The sequence below is a fragment of the Cellulomonas fimi genome (genome assembly GCF_028527925.1).
Lineage (GTDB): Bacteria > Actinomycetota > Actinomycetes > Actinomycetales > Cellulomonadaceae > Cellulomonas > Cellulomonas fimi_C.
The window spans coordinates 1-16,980 of record NZ_JAPESW010000004.1 but is presented as its reverse complement, the minus strand read 5'-3'; the positions used below and the strand labels follow the sequence as shown (position 1 = coordinate 16,980).

Below are 16,980 nucleotides of genomic sequence, written 5' to 3'. Positions count from 1 at the left end.
ATCTCGACTCCGACGACGTAGGCGAGGAGCAACCATGGGGACTGTCCGGCGCGGTCCGGTGTCGCCGACGGCGCGACGCACCATCGGTGTGTTGTCGCCGGTCGTCGGGGGTTTCTACTTCGGTGCGCTCATCGCCGGCGTGGCCCGCGCAGCCCGCGCGGCGGGGCACCGCGTGGTCGCCGTCCAGACGTATCCCGCGGGCCTGGACCGGGAGCGCTACCCGGACGAGTCGATCCTCGACGCCCCTGTGGCGCTCGGCGCGGTCGACGGTCTCGTGGTCGTCGGCAAGGCGCTGCGCGCCGACCGGCTCGCGGCCGTGCAGCAGTGGGGCGTCCCGCTCGTGCTCGTGTCGGAGGAGCCGACGACGCCGGACGACCCGGTCGTCGTCCCCGACAACACCGCAGGCGTCCGGGCGGCCGTCGACCACCTCGTGGGGCACGGCCACACCCGGATCGGGTTCGTAGGGTGCCTCACGCAGCGCGACATGCGCGAGCGGTTCGCGGCGTACCGCGCGACGCTCGCCGACCACGGCATCGAGCCCGCCGAGGCGTGGTGGTACGACGCCACCGACAACCACGAGCAGGGCGGCGCGGACGCGGCGGCGCGGATGCTCGCGCTCGGCCGCCAGACGACGGCGGTCGTCGCCGCGACCGACCGCAACGCGATCGGCTTCCAGCGTGCGCTGCGCGCCGCGGGCCTCGTGCTGCCGCGCGACCAGGCGGTCATCGGGTTCGACCACGCCGACTCCGGCGCGCGGGTGACGCCCCGGCTGTCGACCGTGGACGCGCACTACGACCGTGTGGGCGAGACGGCGGTCTCGCTGCTCCTGGCGCGCATGCGCGGCGAGGAGATCGTGGGCGGCGAGTACCGGACGCCGTCGACGCTCGTGCTGCGCGAGTCGTGCGGCTGCACCGAGGTCGGCCCCACGTCGACGAGCGAGCAGCCGACCGGGGTCGCGGGCGGCCACCAGCTGCTGCGGGCGCTCGCCGAGACGGCGTTCGTCGGTCCGGTCGGCGCGGGCGCCGGCCGGCGTGCCGGGAGCGCTCCCCGGGACACCTGGTGGCACGCCGTCGTCGAGCCGCTCGAGGCCGCGGCCGAGCGCGGCACGGTCCCGGCTCCGGCGACGCTCGCGCGCCTCGCCGACCTCACGGCGGCGATGCAGCCCCATCCCGAGGCCCTCGAGCAGCTCGTCACGTGCCTGCGCGGCATCGAGAACGCGACCCTCGAGGCGCTCCCGCGGCCCGAGCACGAGGCCGTGGTCCGGCGCGCGGTCACCGAGGTGCTGCTCGCGCTGACCAAGGGCTGCACGCGCGCGATGCTCGCCCGCAGCGGCCAGCTCGAGCGCACGATCGTCGACCAGTACGAGGTCGACATGGACCTGCTGCGCGGCGACGGCGCGAGCCCCCGTGCGCTCGGCTGGCTCCCTCGCGGTGTGCGCGGGCACGCCTGCCTCGGGCTCTGGCTCGGTGCCGACCGGGGACCTGGCGACCGCGAGATGGAGATCGTCGGCGTGCACGACACGTCGGGCACGCTGTCGCGCCTGGTCGGCATGCGCACGACCGCGAGCCAGTTCCCGCCGGCGGCGCTCACGCGGGCCGGGACGGTCGGCAGCAACGAGCTCACGTTCGTCGTCCCGGTGACGTTCGGCGGGAGCGACTGGGGCCTGCTCGCGATCGACGGCACCGCCGAGACGCGGGCCACGAGCGCGCGCGACCGGTTCAACCACTGGGCGGCGCTGCTCGCGGTCGCGCTCGACCAGGAGCGCCTGCTCACGTCGCTGCGCGAGCAGCGACGGGCGCTCGAGCAGGCCGCTGCGCGGGAACGCTCCCTCGCCGACACCGTGCGCGCGAGCGAGGAGCGCTACGCGCTCGCGTCGATGGCCGCGCACGACGGCACCTGGGACTGGGACGTCTCCGCGGGCACGGTGTACTACTCGCCGCGCTGGAAGCAGACGCTCGGCTACGACGACGAGGTCATCGGCGACTCGCCCGCGGAGTGGCTCGAGCGCGTGCACCCCGCCGACCGCGACGACCTGTCGGCCGCCATCGCGTCGCAGCTCGCCGGCGCGGGCACGCCGCTCGAGCTCGAGCACCGCGTGCGCACGTCGTCGGGCGACTACCGCTGGATGCTGTGCCGCGCGGTGACCGTCCTCGACGACGCGGGGTGCCCGGCGCGGCTCGTCGGCGCGCTGGTCGACGTGACGGAACGCAAGGAGGCCGAGCTCGCGCTCCAGCGCGACGCCCTGCACGACCCTGAGACGGGCCTCGTCAACCGCCTGCTCTTCCTCGACCGGCTCGCGTCGGCGCTGCTGCGGACGCGGCGCTCGCCGTCCTACGACTGCGCGGTCGTCCTGGTGCGCGTCGCCGACGACCACGCGATCCCCACGCAGGGACGCCACGAGGACGGCGACGTGCAGCTCGACCTGCACCGCGAGCTCGTGCGGCGCCTGCGCCGGCCGCTGCGCGAGGGAGACACCCCGGCGCGCATCGCCGAGGACGACTTCGCGGTGCTGCTCGACGACGTGGGCCCGGGCGGCGTCCCGGGCCGGGTCGGGCAGCTGCTCGACCAGCTCCGGCACGAGCTGGGGTCGCGCATCCGCGTCGGGGCGCTCGGGAGCATCCGCGGGTTCCGGGACGTGTCGGAGGTGCTGCGCGAGGTCGACATCGCGCTCCTGCGCGGCGGGTCGACCACGACGTGGCGGAACGAGGCGCGGCCGGGCTCCGTCCTGCGCTGACGGGCTCCCCGCCGCGTCCGCGAGACCGGCGACACCGGGACCCGTGGCCGGTGCGCGCGGTAGCGCGGCCAGGACGGCCGCCCCGAGGTCCGGAGAGACGACGACGCCCCGCGGCTGCATGAGCCGCGGGGCGTCGTGCTGTGCGCCGTCCGGTCAGGACCGGTCGGCGGACGTGTCAGGAGCGGCCGCGGTGCGGGCCGTGCGACGGCCGCGAGGCGCCGTGACCCGGGCGCGGACCCGTGTCCAGGCGGATCCGCAGTGGTCGCCCGGCGACACGCGTGCGCGTGAGGCGGTCGACCACGTCGGGCGTGAGCCCACCGGGGATGTCGACGAGCGCGAAGCTGCCGAAGATGTCGATCTTGCCGACGTCCTTGCCGCTCAGGCCGCCCTCGCCGGTGAGCGCGCCCACCAGGGCGCCCGGCTGGAGACCGTCGCGGTGGCCGACCGCCACACGCCAGCGCGGCGGACCACCCGCGATGTGGGTGTCGCTGCGGCGACGCTCACGCGGGGGACGCTCGTCGTGGCCCACGGTGCGCTCGTGCTTGCCCGGGACCAGGCGCGCGCGCTCGAGCGCGTCGTCGAGGTCGTCGCCCGTGCGGGCCGCCGGACCCTCGTCGCCGACCGCGAGCGCCGCGACCGCGGCGAGCAGCTCGACCGGGTCGGTCTCGGGGTGCGCGGCGAGGTGCGCGGTGATCGCGTCGCGGTAGACGTCGAGGCGGCCGAGCGCGGCACGCTCCGGGGCCCGGTCGAGCAGACGCGTCACGCGGTGCGCGCTGACCTCGGCGGGCGAGGGGATCGTGACCTGCTCGAGCGGCACGCGGGTCGTGCGCTCGATGCCGCGCAGGCGGGACTGCTCGGACGGCGTGACGAACGAGAGCGCCTCGCCCTCACGGCCGGCGCGGCCCGTGCGGCCGATGCGGTGGACGTAGGTCTCGGCTTCGCGCGGCACGTCGAAGTTCACGACGAGGCCGATGCGCTCGACGTCGAGGCCGCGCGCCGCGACGTCGGTCGCGACGAGCACGTCGAGCGCGCCGGTGCGCAGGCGGTCGACGATCTTCTCGCGGTCGCTCTGCGCGACGTCGCCCGAGATGTGCGCGGCGGAGATCCCGCGCTCGACGAGCGCGCTGCCGACCTCCTCGGCCGCGCCGCGCGTGCGGACGAAGACGATGGTCGCGTCGGCGTCCGTGACGGACAGGACGCGGCCGAGCGCGCCGATCTTGTGCCGGTGCGGGACGACGGCGTAGGTCTGCCGGACGGTCGTCACGGTCGACGACTGGCGCGCGACCGTGATCTCGACGGGCTCGTGCAGGTGCTGCTCGGCGACGCGGCGGATCGGCGGCGGCATGGTGGCCGAGAAGAGGGCGACCTGACGGCGGTCGGGGGTGGAGGACAGGACGCGGTCGACGTCCTCGGCGAAGCCCATGCGGAGCATCTCGTCCGCCTCGTCGAGCACCAGGTAGCGCACCTGGTCCATGACGAGCGTGCCGCGGTCGAGGTGGTCGAGGACGCGGCCGGGGGTGCCGACGACGACCTGCGCGCCGCGTGCGAGGGCGCGCTGCTGGGGGAGGAACGGCGCACCGCCGTAGACGGCGACGACGCCGAGACCGTGCAGGTGCGTCGCGAACGACGAGATCGCGTCGGCGACCTGCATCGCGAGCTCACGCGTCGGGGTGAGGACGACGGCCTGGACGCCGGCGGTGCCCGCGTCGACCGACGCGAGGAGCGGGAGACCGAACGCGGCGGTCTTGCCGGTGCCCGTCTGGGCGACGCCGACGATGTCGCGGCCGGCGAGCAGCGCGGGGATGGCCTGGGCCTGGATGGCGGAGGGGGTGACGAAGCCGAGGTCGACGACCGCGCGCTCGAGCGCCGCGGGCAGGCCGAGGTCGTCGAAGCGGGGCGTCGGGGTCTCGGTCTCGTCGGTCGTGGGGGCAGGGGGCACGAGGGTGCTCATGGGGAACCGTTCGGTGGAGCGGGGGAGCCCTGAACCGTGCGCCGGGACGGCGGACGGCGGGTCGCTGCTGCCCCGCACACCCACGGCACCAGGACGGTGCCCAGACTTCACGACACGAGCCCGCACACGTGTGCAGGCTCGACGGGGGACGCGACGAACTCCGGTAGTCGCCGACAAGTCTACGGGCGCGCGGCCGCGGATGGTCGTGGTGCGGCAGGTGAGTTCGGGCACACGCCGCACGGCGCGCGGACGTGCTGCGGTGTCAGTCGAGCCCGAGCCGTCGGGCCTCGATGATCGGGCAGGTGTCCATGACCACGTCGAGCCCGGCGTCGGCGGCGCGCGCGGCCGCGTCCTCGTCGACGACGCCCAGCTGCAGCCACACCGCGCGGGCGCCGATCGCGATCGCGTCGTCGACGACAGCCCCCGCGAGGTCGCTGTTGACGAACACGTCGACCACGTCCACGTCGCCCGGCACCTCGCCGAGCGTCGCGTACCCGGCGGCGCCGTGCACGGTCGGCGCGCTCGGGTGCACGGGCACGATCTCGTGGCCGCGGCCCTGCACGAACTCGGCGACGCCGTAGGCGGCGCGCGCGGTGTTGGTCGACAGGCCGACGACGGCCCACCGGCCGGGCGTCGTGAGCAGACGGCGGATCACGTCGGGGTCGTTGCGGTGCGTCACGCTCGCAGCGTCGCACGCGACGAGGCGCGACCGCTCGTCGGACGCGCCGGCAGCACGGGACCGGACGAACCACGCACCCTCGCGGTCGTGCGACGCGCGGGTGCGGACGGCGGGGCAGGTCGGCGTGGGGGAGCGCCGTAGGATCGTCGCCGCAAGCACCGAGAGCGACGGGGGAGGCAGTGAGCCAGAACGACCTCGTCACGCCCCGTGTGCTGACCGTGCCCAACCTCGTGAGCTTCGTCCGGCTGCTGCTGGTGCCGGTGTTCGGCTGGCTCATCGCGACCGGGCACGACGGCTGGGCCGTCGTCGTGCTGGCGGTGTCCGGCGCGTCCGACTGGCTCGACGGCGTGCTCGCCCGCCGGCTCCACCAGGTGTCGCGGCTGGGCCAGCTGCTGGACCCGGCCGCCGACCGCCTCTTCATCCTCGTGACGCTGGTCGGGCTCGTCTGGCGCGGTGCGGTGCCGTGGTGGCTCCTCGCCGTCCTCGTCGCGCGCGACCTGCTCCTCGCGGGCGTCCTGGTCCGGCTCGCGCGGGCCGGCTGGGGTCCGCTGCCCGTCCACATGGCCGGCAAGGCCGGCACGTTCGCGCTGCTCTACGCCTTCCCGCTGCTGCTGCTCGGCCAGTGGGCGGCACCGCTCGGGCCGGTCGCCTCCGTGCTGGGCTGGGCGTGCGCGCTGTGGGGCGTGGGCCTGTACTGGTTCGCCGGCGCGCTGTACCTCGTGCAGGCGCGCGGCCTGCTCCACGGCGGGGCGGCGACGGCATGACGTCCCGGCACGGCGACGCGGTGCAGCGGCCCGCCCCCGACGCGTCGATGACGCTCCTGAACGAGGTGTACCGGCGGCCGCTCGACCCCGGCTACGCCGCTGCGGCCGAGGGCCGTCGTGCGGGGACGCGGCCGCCGCGCACGCGCAGCGGCGCCGCGCTGCTCCTGGTCCTCGGTCTCCTGCTGGGGCTCGGGACGGTCACGGCGGCCGTGTCGCTGCGCACGCCTCCGCCGTCGGTCGTCGCCGCGCGCAACCTGCTGCAGAACCAGATCGAGCAGCACGACGCCGAGGCCGAGGCGCTCGAGGGCGACATCGCGTCGCTCAGCGACGAGGTCCGCGCGCTGCAGGAGGCCGCGCTCGACGACGTGGACCCTGCCCTGGCCGCGGAGCTCGAGGCGAGCCAGATCGCCGCCGGGGTCGTGCCCGTCACCGGCCCCGGGCTGCGCATCGTGCTCACCGACGCCCCGGTCGACCCGGAGGCGGAGGAGGACGACCCGTCGTCCCGCGTGCAGGACTTCGACCTGCAGGTGCTCGTCAACGGGCTGTGGGCGTCGGGCGCCGAGGCGGTCGCCATCAACGGCGAGCGGCTCACGGCCACGTCGGCGATCCGGAGCTCGGGACCCGTGGTGCGCGTGGACCTCGTGCCGCTCATCAGCCCGTACGTCGTCGAGGCCGTCGGCGACCCGGTCACGCTCCAGACGGAGCTGGCCCGCAGCTCCGCCGGACAGCTGCTCGCGACCCTGCGCAGCACCTACGACATCGGCGTCGACACCTCGTCGCAGACCGCGCTCGAGCTGCCCGGCACGGGCCAGCTGAAGCTGCACGACGCGACCGTGCCGGAGGACGCGCGGCTCACCCCGCCGACACCGTCGTCGACGACCGAGGAGTCGTCGAGCACGCAGGACCCGGGCGCGTCGACGGAGGGTGCGGACGAGGCGGCCGGTGTGGCAGGGTCGGCACGTCATCCGGGGAGGGAACGTTCGTGATCGCAGTGATCGGGCTCGTCGTCGGGGTCGTCGTGGGCCTCGTGCTGCAGCCCACCGTCCCCCCTGAGCTGCAGCCGTACCTGCCGATCGCGGTCGTCGCAGCGCTCGACGCGCTGTTCGGCGGCCTGCGGGCGATGCTCGACGGCATCTTCGACGACCGCGTCTTCCTCACGTCGTTCCTCTCGAACGTCGTGGTCGCCGCCCTCATCGTCTTCCTGGGCGACCAGCTCGGCGTCGGCTCGCAGCTGTCGACCGCGGTCGTCGTCGTCCTGGGCATCCGGATCTTCTCGAACGCCGCCTCCATCCGGCGGCACCTGTTCAAGGCATGAGCGACCAGCACCCGGACCGCCCCGACGACGCGCCCGCCGACGCGCCGAGCGTCGACCTGCCCGGCGTCGACCTGCCCAGTGGCGACCTGACGGGTGCTGATCGGTCGGACGCCGACCAGACGGGCACCGACCTGACGAGCGTCGACGCCCCGGGCCCGGACGAGCCGGTCGTCGTCCCGACCGCCGCCGCCGAGGACGTCGTGCCGCCGGCCGACGACGACCCCTCGGATCTCGCCCCGGCGGGTGCGACGCCCGACGACCTCCGTCCGCTTCCGCCTGATGACGAGGACGCCGCGGAGCCGACCGGCACCAACCGCGACGCCCTGACGAGCGAGGACCACGTCCTGACGCGCGAGGACGACGTCCTGGCGAGCGACCAGGTCGACGACGTCGCCGACGCGGCCCTCGACGTCCCGGCTGCCGAGCCGCACGCCGCGGTGACCGGCGACCTCGACGGTCCGGACGGCGGGCTTCCGCAGGACGTCGTGCACGTCGACGACGACGCGCTCGTCCGCCCGCTCGACGCGCCCCTCGCGCACGTGCTCGGCAAGGACGCGGACGACCTGTCCGTGCTCACGGCGCCGGCGGAGCCGTCCGACCCCGACCTGCCCGTCGGCGCGCCGGACCACGACCTGCCGGCCGACGCACCGGTCGCGGACCCGTCGGACCCGTCGTGGGAGCAGCACGCGCCCGCCGGCGAGAACGCCCCCGACCACGTCGACGAGGGCCTCCCGGCCGCCGCGTGGGACGAGCACGCGCTCACGGACGCGGACGCCGCCCGATACTTCGACGGTGGTGTCGGGGACACCACGCGGGACGAGGACGCACGCGCGGACGCCCCCGTCGCGGGCCACGGCGACGAGCGATCCCCTGACGCCGCGCTCGCCGACGAGCCTGGCGCCGCCGGCATCGACGAGGCCATGGCCGCGCCCGTGGTGCCCGCGGCCTCCGCCGCCGCACCCGTCCCGCCGGCCGTGGTGCGGACGACGCCGGACGCCGCGGCTCCGGGCAGCGGCTGGGCGGTGCTGGGCCGTGCGCTGCGCCCGCGCGTCACCCGTGCGCAGGTGCTCGCGGGCGTCCTGTGCGCGCTGCTCGGCTTCGCGCTCGCCGTGCAGATCCGGCAGACCAGCGACCTGAGCCTGTCGGGCATGCGGCAGGCCGACCTCGTGCGGATCCTCGACGAGGCGACGACGCGCGGCGACGCTCTCGAGCGTGAGCGCGCCGACCTCGTCGACGAGCGGGACGAGCTGCTCTCGGGCTCCGACACCCGCCAGGCCGCGCTCGACGCGCTGCGCCGCAGCGCCGAGACGCAGGGCATCCTCGCGGGCAGGCTGCCCGCGGAGGGGCGAGGCGTGGTCGTCACGGTGAGCGACGGCGGCTCGCAGGTGAAGCCCGTCACGATGCTCAACATGCTCGAGGAGCTCCGCAACGCGGGCGCCGAGGCGATGCAGCTCAACGACCAGCGGATCACGGCGAGCAGCGCGTTCACGGGGACCGCTGGCGCGATCCAGCTGGACGGCACGACGCTGTCCGCACCGTACGTCTGGAAGGTCATCGGCGACCCCGACACGATCGCGACCGCGCTCCAGATGCCGGGCGGCGCCTTCGCCGAGGTGCGCAACAACGGCGCCAACGCGTCGGTCGAGCCGCAGGACCTCGTCGAGGTCAGCGCGGTCCGCGTCCTGCCGGACCCCGTGCACGCGACCCCGGTGCCCCCGACGACCGACTGACCCGCGCGTCCAGGCGATCCGTGCTGCGACGACGCGCCGGCTCCGCATAGGGTGTGCCTACCCCACCGACGACGGTGCCGGGGTGATCGGATCAGCTGGGCGTGCGGGAGGCGGAATGAGCGGCGACGAGCAGGCCCCTGGGGTCCCCGGACCGCAGACGGGTCGGCCCGCGTACGGTCCGGACACGACGATGTCGTTCGGCGCGCTCGAGCCCGTCGAGATCGAGGCGGCGGCGCCGGTCGGCCTGACGCCCGACGAGGTGGCCGCGGTCAACGCGCTGCCCCCGACGTCGGCGCTCCTCGTGATGCAGCGCGGCCCGAGCGCCGGGGCGCGGTTCCTGCTCGACGCCGACCGCACGGTCGCCGGGCGGTCGACCGAGGCCGACATCTTCCTCGACGACGTGACGGTGTCCCGCAAGCACGCGGAGTTCGTGCGGGACGGGCAGCACTTCGTCGTGCGCGACATCGGTTCGCTCAACGGCACGTACGTCAACCGGAACCGCATCGACCAGGCGGTGCTGCGTCCTGGCGACGAGGTGCAGATCGGCAAGTACCGCATGACGTTCCACCCGAGCCCGCACCGCGAGGTCGCTCGCGGGTGAGCGCCGTCCTGGTCATCACGGGTCCGCGGGGGAGGGACGCATGAGCGGCGCGCGGGCGCAGCGCAGGCAGCAGGACGACACGGAGGCCGCACGACCGGGTGCCGTCGAGCCGTGGCCGCGGGGCATCTCCCGTCGCGCGTCCATGCGCATCTCGGACGTCCTCGCGGCGCTGCGGATCGAGTTCCCCGCCGTCACGACGTCGAAGCTGCGCTTCCTCGAGGAGCAGGGTCTCGTCGAGCCCGTCCGCACGCCCGCGGGGTACCGCCAGTACTCGCCCGCCGACATCGAGCGCCTGCGGTTCGTGCTGCGCCTCCAGCGCGACAAGTACATGCCTCTCAAGGTCATCGGCGAGCGTCTGGCGGCGCTCGACGCGGGCGACGAGGAGGAGTCGGCGCCGCGCGCCCGCCTGGCCACGCGCGACGGCGTCGTGCAGTCGGGTGAGGTCCGCTGGACGGTCGACGCGCTCGCGTCGGAGGCGGGCGTCGACGTCGCGTTCGTCGAGGAGCTCGTCGCGGCGGGCGTCCTGCGGCCGCGCGGCCGGTCCTCGTTCGACCCGTGGGCGCGCGACGTGGTCGTGGCTGCGGCCGCACTGGCCGAGCACGGCATCGACGCGCGTCATCTGCGCCAGTTCCGCACTGCGGCGGACCGTCAGGCCGACCTCGTCGAGCAGGTCGTCGCGCCGTGGCGGGGTCGTCGGGGCGCCTCCGCGGCGGCACGCGCCGGGACCGTGGCGGCCGAGGTCGGCGAGCTGTGCACGCAGATGCACACCGCGCTCGTGCGCGCCGCGGTGGCCGACCTCACCCCCTGAGAACCGGCCCGACCGTCTGCCCGACGGGGCGCGCCGATCCGCCGAGGACGTCGTACGTTGGACGCGTGGGCGAGGACGGCGGGATGGTGCAGGTGGAGGTCGTCGGGGTGCGCCAGCACCTGGCTGACGACGAGATCGTCGTGCTGCTGCTCGACCCCGAGTCGGAGCTGCTCGTCCCGATCCTCATCGGGCCCACGGAGGCGAGCGCCATCGCGTCGGCGCAGGCCGGGATCGTGCCGCCGCGTCCCATGACCCACGACCTCCTGCGGGACGTGATCGTGGCGACGGGGTCGAGCCTGGCCCACGTCGAGATCACGCGCCTGGAGGAGGGCGTCTTCCACGCCGAGCTCGTGCTCGCGACGGGGCCGCGTGTGGACTCGCGCGCGTCGGACGCGATCGCGCTCGCGCTGCGGTTCGGCTGCCCGGTGATGTGCGCGGCCGAGGTCGTCGCGGTGGCGGGCGTGGAGGTGCGGACGACGAGCACCGAGCAGGACCTCGAGCGGTTCCGCCGCTTCCTCGACGTCGTCACCCCGGACGACTTCTCGACGGGCGAGGAGCCGGGGGAGAACGGCCCGTGAGGGCCATGACGTGCGCGAACGGGTGAACCTTCGACCTCAGGTAGAAGGTGAGACTCGCCGGGAGCGACACGCCAGGGCGGGGCGTCGTTGCATCGGGGTCACGCCAGGCCTAGCGTTGCAGGCAGTCGAGGACCAGCGCGCCGTCGGGCGGGCGAAAGTGGAGGACCCGTGAGCAGCAACGAAGGCGCCGAGCAGCACACCACCGCGGTGCCGCAGCGCGCGCAGGGTCTGCTGTTCGACGACGACCTCCCCGACCTCGACACGTACTCGGGCTACCGAGGGCCGACGGCCTGCCGCGCGGCGGGGATCACCTACCGGCAGCTGGACTACTGGGCGCGCACCGGTCTCGTCGAGCCGTCGATCCGCCCGGCCACCGGCTCGGGCACCCAGCGGCTGTACAGCTTCCGCGACATCCTGGTCCTCAAGGTCGTCAAGCGCCTGCTCGACACCGGCGTCTCGCTGCAGCAGATCCGCACCGCGGTCGGCCACCTGCGCGAGCGCGGCGTCGACGACCTCGCGCAGATCACGCTCATGTCCGACGGTGCGTCGGTGTACGAGTGCACGTCGGCCGACGAGGTCATCGACCTCGTCCAGGGTGGCCAGGGTGTCTTCGGCATCGCGGTGGGTCGGGTGTGGCGTGAGGTCGAGGGGTCGCTCGCCGAGCTCCCGACCGAGCGTGCGGAGGACGAGTCGACCGACGAGGTCGCGCCCGCCCCGCAGGACGAGCTCGCGCTGCGTCGTCAGGCGCGTTCCGCGGGCTGACCGCCCGCAGTCGTCCCCCGTCACCGGGGGGGCGCGCGTCGTGTGCCTGCGCGGCGGCTGGGCTCGTGTCGAGAGCCAGCCGGTCTCCGCTCAGCGGCGCGGCGCCCGCATCGCGCGGTCCAGCAGCGACTCGAACGTCGTCGCCAGCTCGGCGGCCGCGGCGCCGGGCCAGGCGTGCACGGGCTGCGCGGCGCCCTGCGCCTGCTGCAGCGCGGCACGCTCGGGGACGAACGGTGACAGGACGAGGGGCCCGTACAGCGTGCGCAGCTCCTCCATGCGGAACGCCTGCTCGACGGAGCGCGCCCGCACGCGGTTGACCACGATGCCGAGTGGCTGCAGCTGCGCGGCAGGGCCTCGACGGAGCTCGTCGATGGTCCGCATCGCACGACCGACGGCCATCACCGCGAACAGGCCCGGCTCGGTGACGACGATCGCGCGGTCGCACGCGGTCAGACCGGTCCGCGTGAGCGCGCCGAGCGACGGCGGGCAGTCGACGAGGACGAGGTCGTAGCCCGACACCCACGACAGCGTGTACCGCAGCCGGTCGACGTCGTCCACGTCGAGCCGGTCGTGTACCGCGGAGCGCTCGGAGCCGGCGAGCACGTCCAGGCCGTCGTCGGCCCACGTGCTCAGCACGGTCGCGGCGGCCACCGACTCGGCACCCGGCTCGCTCAGCACACCGGCGACGTCACCTGTGCCGGCCGCGCGGGCGCCGAGCGCCATCGTCGCGTCGCCCTGCGGGTCGAGGTCGATCACGAGCGTGCGCACCCCACGTTCGAGCGCCGCCGACGCGAGGCCGAGCGTGACCGACGTCTTGCCCACGCCACCCTTGAGACTGCACACCCCGAGCACCAGCACGGCGCCCACGGTACGGGCACGGCGGGCCTGCGAGGAAACCGGCGAGCCGCACGGACACGTCGACCGCAGGGCAGGCGGCACCCGGGCGCGCGCGGGTCGAGCCGCCGTGCGCAACGGTGGTGACGCGACGACGCGGGCGGCGGCCTGACCTGCGGCGACGGACCGGCCCGGGCAGACTGGGGCCATGACCACCCGACTCACCCGATGGGGACACTCCTGCGTGCGGCTCGAGCGGGACGGGACGAGCCTCGTCATCGACCCTGGCACCTTCTCCGACCTCGACGGCGCCCTGAGCGGGACGTCGGCGATCCTGGTCACGCACGAGCACGTCGACCACCTCGACGCCGAGCGCGTCGCCGCGGCTGCGCGCGACGGCGTGGACGTCTGGGGCCCGCAGGACGCGCTCGACGCCGTCGCGGGCGCGGGCGCGCCGCAGGAGCGGCTGCACGCCGTCCGGCACGGCGACACGGTGACCGTGGGGCCGTTCGACGTGGCCGTGCTGGGGGAGTGGCACGCGCTCATCCACGCCGACATCCCGCGCGTCGCGAACGTCGCGTACCTCGTCGACGGTGTCCTGCACCCGGGCGACGCGCTCGTCGACCCGGCCGGCAACGCCGTCGACGTGCTGCTCACGCCGCTCGGCGCGCCGTGGGTCAAGCTCGCCGAGGTCGTCGACTGGGTCCGCGCCGTGCAGCCGCGCCGCATCGCGGTCATCCACGACGTCCAGCTCAGCGACGCGGGCCGGGGGCTGTCGCGCACCCTCCTCGGCCGGCTCGCCGGCGCGGGTGAGGCGCTCGACCTCGGGCCCGGCGACGCGCTGGACGTCTGACGACCTTCCCGCACCGCCGACGCCCGCCGTACGGTGGGCGTCCACCTCGACCGGCCCGCCCGGACCACGAAGGAGGCAGCATGACGCAGCCCACCGGACACGACGTGCCCGAGCTCGAGTTCGACGAGACCGTCCCGCCCCGGCCCGAGGAGGAGATCGCCGACGTCGCCCGGTCGGTCCCCGACCCGGAAGGTCACGGCGGCACCCTGCCGGCGCCCTGACACCGAGGCCCGCCGTGGACACGCCCGGCGGGTGACCGGCCGCCGCGCGGTTCGCCTGACGTGCGCGTGTGCCCGTGTGAGGCATGCTGGTCGCGTGCAGATCCACCGCGCCACCGAAGACGACTGGGCCCTCGTGCGGGACGTGCGTCTGCGGGCGTTGCGGGAGAGCCCCGAGGTGTTCGGCTCGTCGCTGGCGCGTGAGGAGTCGTTCCGCGAGTCGCACTGGCGCATGCGGATCCGGACCGGCCCGACGTGGGTCGCGGTCGACGAGCAGCAGGTGGGCCGCGGGCTCGTGTCGATGATCCAGGAGCCCGGGTCGCCCGTGGACGACCGGCACGTCGTCGCGCTGTGGGTCGCCCCGGAGGCGCGCCGGCAGGGGATCGCCTGGTCGCTGCTCGACGCGGTCCGCGCCGCTGCCGTGGCCGACGGTGCCCGCACCCTCTCGCTGTGGATCCTCGACGGCAACAACGCGGCGGGGGACCTGTACGTGCGCGCCGGCTTCGCGCGGACGGGGGAGCGGCAGCCGCTGCCGCGGGACCCGTCGCTCGTGGAGGAGCGGTGGGTGCGCGAGCTCGAGGAGCCGCAGCTGCGCTGACCGGATCGGCGCCGAGCTCGGCCGGCCGGCGCGCCGACGGTAGGGCGGCGTGGCGGGAGAGCGATGGGGGCCACGTGGACACTTTCTGCCATAGTTCCCGCACGGGGCTGGCGGCAGGGGCTGAGGGGACCCCGTCAGAGCCGGTGGCAGACCGTTGCCTCGAGTGGCATGACGTTCCTCGCGGCCGGGGTCCGGGTGTCGCCGACTCGGTCATGTCCGTCGTCGCGCCGGTGCTGGCCTGGCTCATCTGGTGGCGCCCGTGCACGGTGCTGACCGACGAGCAGGCGGTCCTGCAGATCCCGCTGTCGGCCTTCGAGGTGCCGCTCCCGCGGGTCCGGCACGCCGAGGCCGACGCCCGGGGCGCAGTCGTGCACGTCGACGGCGGGCGACGCCCGTCGCGGCCATGGCGGTCGTCAGGGCGAACGTCTCGTTCCGCACGGGACGGACGGTGCGTGATCGCAGGGTCGCTGTGATGATCACGCAGGCGGCGGGACCGTGCGGAGACGCCTGATGGCTCGCCGGGTCGCCGCCCGCCCCTCACGAGCCCTGTCCCAGGCGTTTTCGAACATAGCCGGAACTTTGGCAGAACTGGGGAGCGGTGCAGGTCACGCCTCCACGCCGTCCTGCCGTCCCTGCCGCGAGCCGCCCGTCGGACCTGTACTCACGTGTCCGTCGCTCCCACGCCGCTCCAGCCACCCGTCGGCCCTGTGCCGGCACCGGCAGTCCCACGCGGTCCGACGCGTCCGGCGCCCTCGCGACGCACAGAGACTGTCCCGCCCGGCGTCTGCGCCATCCATCTGCACGCCCCTCTCCGCTCGCTCTCCCCAGCCACGCTCGGAACTTTGGCAGAACTCCGGCGCGCCCCCCGTCGCCTCGCCACCTCGGCCCGTACGGTCGGCGCATGGCCGTGCCCCTCGCCTCCGTCGTCGAGCCGTTCCTGACCGACCGCGCGACGCTCACGCGGCGCGGCCTGACCGACGGCTCGCGTGCGGGCTACCGCCAGGACGTCGCGACGTGGGCGCGGCAGATCGCGCAGGACGTCGGCCGGCTCACGGGCGACGACGGCGAGGACCCGCTCGCGCTGCTCACGTCCGACGACCTGACCGAGCTGAACGTCAAGAACGCGTACCGGTCGATCCGCGGGCGTGAGGCCGCGTCGACCGTCCAGCGCCGGGTGGGCACGCTGCGCCTGTTCGTCCGGTGGCTGCAGATGGAAGGGCACCTCGCGGTGGACCCGACGCTGCGCATCGAGGCCCCCGAACGGCCGGTGCGCCTGCCGGCGGGGTGGGACGACGCGGAGCTGCTGCGGCTCGCGAAGGTCGCGTGGGACGTCTCCCCCGGTGACAGCCGCCGCTGGCCGGCCCGCGACCGCGCGGCGTTCGCGCTGCTGTCGACCACCGGCGTGCGTGCGTCGGAGCTGTGCAGTCTGACGGACCGGTCCCTGCGCGTCGAGGAGGACGGCGAGGCGGTGCTCACGGTCATCGGCAAGGGCAACCGGCAGCGCAACGTCCCTGTCCCGCCGGAGGCGCTGCGCATCGTGCAGGAGTACGTCGCGGAGCGGGACGACCGGTTCGGCGCGCCGGAGCACGGCGCTCCCCTGCTGCGCCTGTCGTCGGGCCGGCCGCTGCAGCGCGGTGCGCTCAACCACCTCGTCGACGGCTGGATCCGCCGGTCGGGCGTCTCGAAGCAGGAGGGCGAGGCGGCGCACGGCTTCCGGCACACGTTCGCGAAGGGGCTCATCCGCTCGGGCGTGCCTGCTCCGGCCGTCCAGGCGCTCCTCGGTCACGAGGACCTCAAGACCACCGGCATCTACGTCAAGGCCACCGCCGCCGACGTCCGGGACGCCGTGCTCGTCTCTCCGTCGCGGCGTGTGCTGCGCGAGGTCGGCCACGCGGAGTCGGCGACCGCGGCCGTGCCGTCCTGATCGCCGGTGCGCGCTGCGTGCCGTCGCGTGGGTGGACCGGGTGTGCGGGACGATGTCGGCATGACCACCGATGACGTCCGGACCACGATCGCCCAGGTCGAGCAGCAGGAACGCGAGCTCGTCCTCTCCTCGTTCACGAACGACGAGGCATGGCGCCTCGGCTGCCTGCTCGTCGAGCTCGCCGAGGAGCGCGACCTGGCGGTGACGATCGACATCCGCCGCGGGACGCAGCAGCTCTTCCACGCGGCCCGCGAGGGCACGACCCCGGACAACGACTCCTGGGTCGAGCGGAAGGTGCGCGTCGTCGAGCGGTTCGGCGCGTCGTCCTACCTGGTGGGCCTGCGGGCGAAGGATCGCGGGACGACGTTCACCGAGCAGCACGACCTGCCGCTCCAGCAGTACGCCGCCCACGGGGGCGCGTTCCCGGTGCGGGTGCACGGTGTGGGCGCGGTCGGCGTCGTCACGGTGTCAGGGCTGCCGCAGGCGGACGACCATGCGCTCGTCGTGGAGGCGCTGCGCGCGTTCCTCGCCTGACGAGCCGTCCACAGCCCGCGTCCGGCGTCGGGACGTCGTCGCTCGTCTCGCGGTCAGGGTCGTGGCGGTCAGGGGCGTCGCGGTCGGGGTTCCAGAC

17 protein-coding genes are annotated in these 16,980 nt (G+C 75.0%); 14 read left to right on the top strand and 3 right to left on the bottom strand.

From position 1 onward, the window contains the following. Nucleotides 1-88 precede the first annotated feature (88 nt). Nucleotides 89-2,734 carry a substrate-binding domain-containing protein gene (locus tag OMK64_RS03060; protein ID WP_272726617.1) on the top strand — a complete coding sequence of 882 codons (2,646 nt, stop codon included), beginning with the start codon at nucleotides 89-91 and terminating at the stop codon, nucleotides 2,732-2,734. Between the two features lie 175 nt (nucleotides 2,735-2,909). Here the strand turns inward: OMK64_RS03060 and OMK64_RS03055 are convergent, their stop codons facing one another. Continuing rightward, nucleotides 2,910-4,685 (bottom strand): DEAD/DEAH box helicase, encoded by a 1,776-nt coding sequence (locus OMK64_RS03055; protein ID WP_272726503.1) that lies wholly within the window; start codon nucleotides 4,683-4,685, stop codon nucleotides 2,910-2,912. 262 nt (nucleotides 4,686-4,947) lie between these two features. Beyond that, nucleotides 4,948-5,364, bottom strand: coding sequence for a CoA-binding protein (locus OMK64_RS03050; protein ID WP_272726502.1), 417 nt, complete (start codon nucleotides 5,362-5,364; stop codon nucleotides 4,948-4,950). Nucleotides 5,365-5,543: 179 nt separating this feature from the next. Here OMK64_RS03050 and clsA point away from each other — a divergent pair, with 179 nt between their 5' ends. From clsA to OMK64_RS03010, 8 genes are all read left to right on the top strand, one after another. Next, complete coding sequence (clsA, locus tag OMK64_RS03045) at nucleotides 5,544-6,128, top strand: cardiolipin synthase ClsA (protein WP_272726501.1); 585 nt, start codon at nucleotides 5,544-5,546, stop codon at nucleotides 6,126-6,128. After that, nucleotides 6,125-7,114 (top strand): DUF881 domain-containing protein, encoded by a 990-nt coding sequence (locus tag OMK64_RS03040; protein WP_272726500.1) that lies wholly within the window; start codon nucleotides 6,125-6,127, stop codon nucleotides 7,112-7,114. Before clsA ends, OMK64_RS03040 begins: the two co-directional genes overlap by 4 nt. Further along, nucleotides 7,111-7,443, top strand: coding sequence for a small basic family protein (locus OMK64_RS03035; RefSeq protein ID WP_124343430.1), 333 nt, complete (start codon nucleotides 7,111-7,113; stop codon nucleotides 7,441-7,443). The genes OMK64_RS03040 and OMK64_RS03035 overlap by 4 nt, the downstream gene beginning before the upstream one ends. After that, nucleotides 7,440-9,173, top strand: a complete 1,734-nt coding sequence (locus tag OMK64_RS03030) for a DUF881 domain-containing protein (protein WP_272726499.1) — start codon at nucleotides 7,440-7,442, stop codon at nucleotides 9,171-9,173. Before OMK64_RS03035 ends, OMK64_RS03030 begins: the two co-directional genes overlap by 4 nt. 115 nt (nucleotides 9,174-9,288) lie before the next feature. Next, entirely contained in the window at nucleotides 9,289-9,774 is a 486-nt protein-coding gene (locus OMK64_RS03025) for an FHA domain-containing protein (protein ID WP_272726498.1), read from the top strand. A 40-nt stretch (nucleotides 9,775-9,814) separates the two neighbouring features. Continuing rightward, nucleotides 9,815-10,582 (top strand): transcriptional regulator FtsR, encoded by a 768-nt coding sequence (gene ftsR / locus OMK64_RS03020; RefSeq protein WP_272726497.1) that lies wholly within the window; start codon nucleotides 9,815-9,817, stop codon nucleotides 10,580-10,582. Nucleotides 10,583-10,665: 83 nt separating this feature from the next. Beyond that, complete coding sequence (locus OMK64_RS03015) at nucleotides 10,666-11,160, top strand: bifunctional nuclease family protein (RefSeq protein WP_272726616.1); 495 nt, start codon at nucleotides 10,666-10,668, stop codon at nucleotides 11,158-11,160. A 168-nt stretch (nucleotides 11,161-11,328) separates the two neighbouring features. Beyond that, nucleotides 11,329-11,922 (top strand): MerR family transcriptional regulator, encoded by a 594-nt coding sequence (locus OMK64_RS03010; RefSeq protein ID WP_272726496.1) that lies wholly within the window; start codon nucleotides 11,329-11,331, stop codon nucleotides 11,920-11,922. Between the two features lie 90 nt (nucleotides 11,923-12,012). Here the strand turns inward: OMK64_RS03010 and OMK64_RS03005 are convergent, their stop codons facing one another. Then, the gene (locus OMK64_RS03005; RefSeq protein WP_272726495.1) at nucleotides 12,013-12,780 is read right to left on the bottom strand and encodes a ParA family protein; all 768 of its coding nucleotides are present in this window, start codon (nucleotides 12,778-12,780) and stop codon (nucleotides 12,013-12,015) included. Between the two features lie 184 nt (nucleotides 12,781-12,964). On the opposite strand from OMK64_RS03005, the gene OMK64_RS03000 reads away from it, so the two are divergent. From OMK64_RS03000 to OMK64_RS02980, 5 genes are all read left to right on the top strand, one after another. Beyond that, nucleotides 12,965-13,609, top strand: a complete 645-nt coding sequence (locus OMK64_RS03000; RefSeq protein WP_272726494.1) for an MBL fold metallo-hydrolase — start codon at nucleotides 12,965-12,967, stop codon at nucleotides 13,607-13,609. Nucleotides 13,610-13,689: 80 nt separating this feature from the next. Next, nucleotides 13,690-13,830 (top strand): hypothetical protein, encoded by a 141-nt coding sequence (locus OMK64_RS02995; RefSeq protein WP_272726493.1) that lies wholly within the window; start codon nucleotides 13,690-13,692, stop codon nucleotides 13,828-13,830. Nucleotides 13,831-13,924: 94 nt separating this feature from the next. Beyond that, nucleotides 13,925-14,425 carry a GNAT family N-acetyltransferase gene (locus OMK64_RS02990; protein ID WP_272726492.1) on the top strand — a complete coding sequence of 167 codons (501 nt, stop codon included), beginning with the start codon at nucleotides 13,925-13,927 and terminating at the stop codon, nucleotides 14,423-14,425. A 901-nt stretch (nucleotides 14,426-15,326) separates the two neighbouring features. Next, a complete protein-coding gene (locus OMK64_RS02985; RefSeq protein WP_272726491.1) occupies nucleotides 15,327-16,349 on the top strand; it encodes a tyrosine-type recombinase/integrase in 1,023 nt (340 codons plus the stop codon). Between the two features lie 60 nt (nucleotides 16,350-16,409). Then, nucleotides 16,410-16,883: a heme-degrading domain-containing protein gene (locus OMK64_RS02980; RefSeq protein ID WP_272726490.1), complete on the top strand. Its 474-nt coding sequence runs from the start codon at nucleotides 16,410-16,412 to the stop codon at nucleotides 16,881-16,883. Nucleotides 16,884-16,980 lie beyond the last annotated feature (97 nt).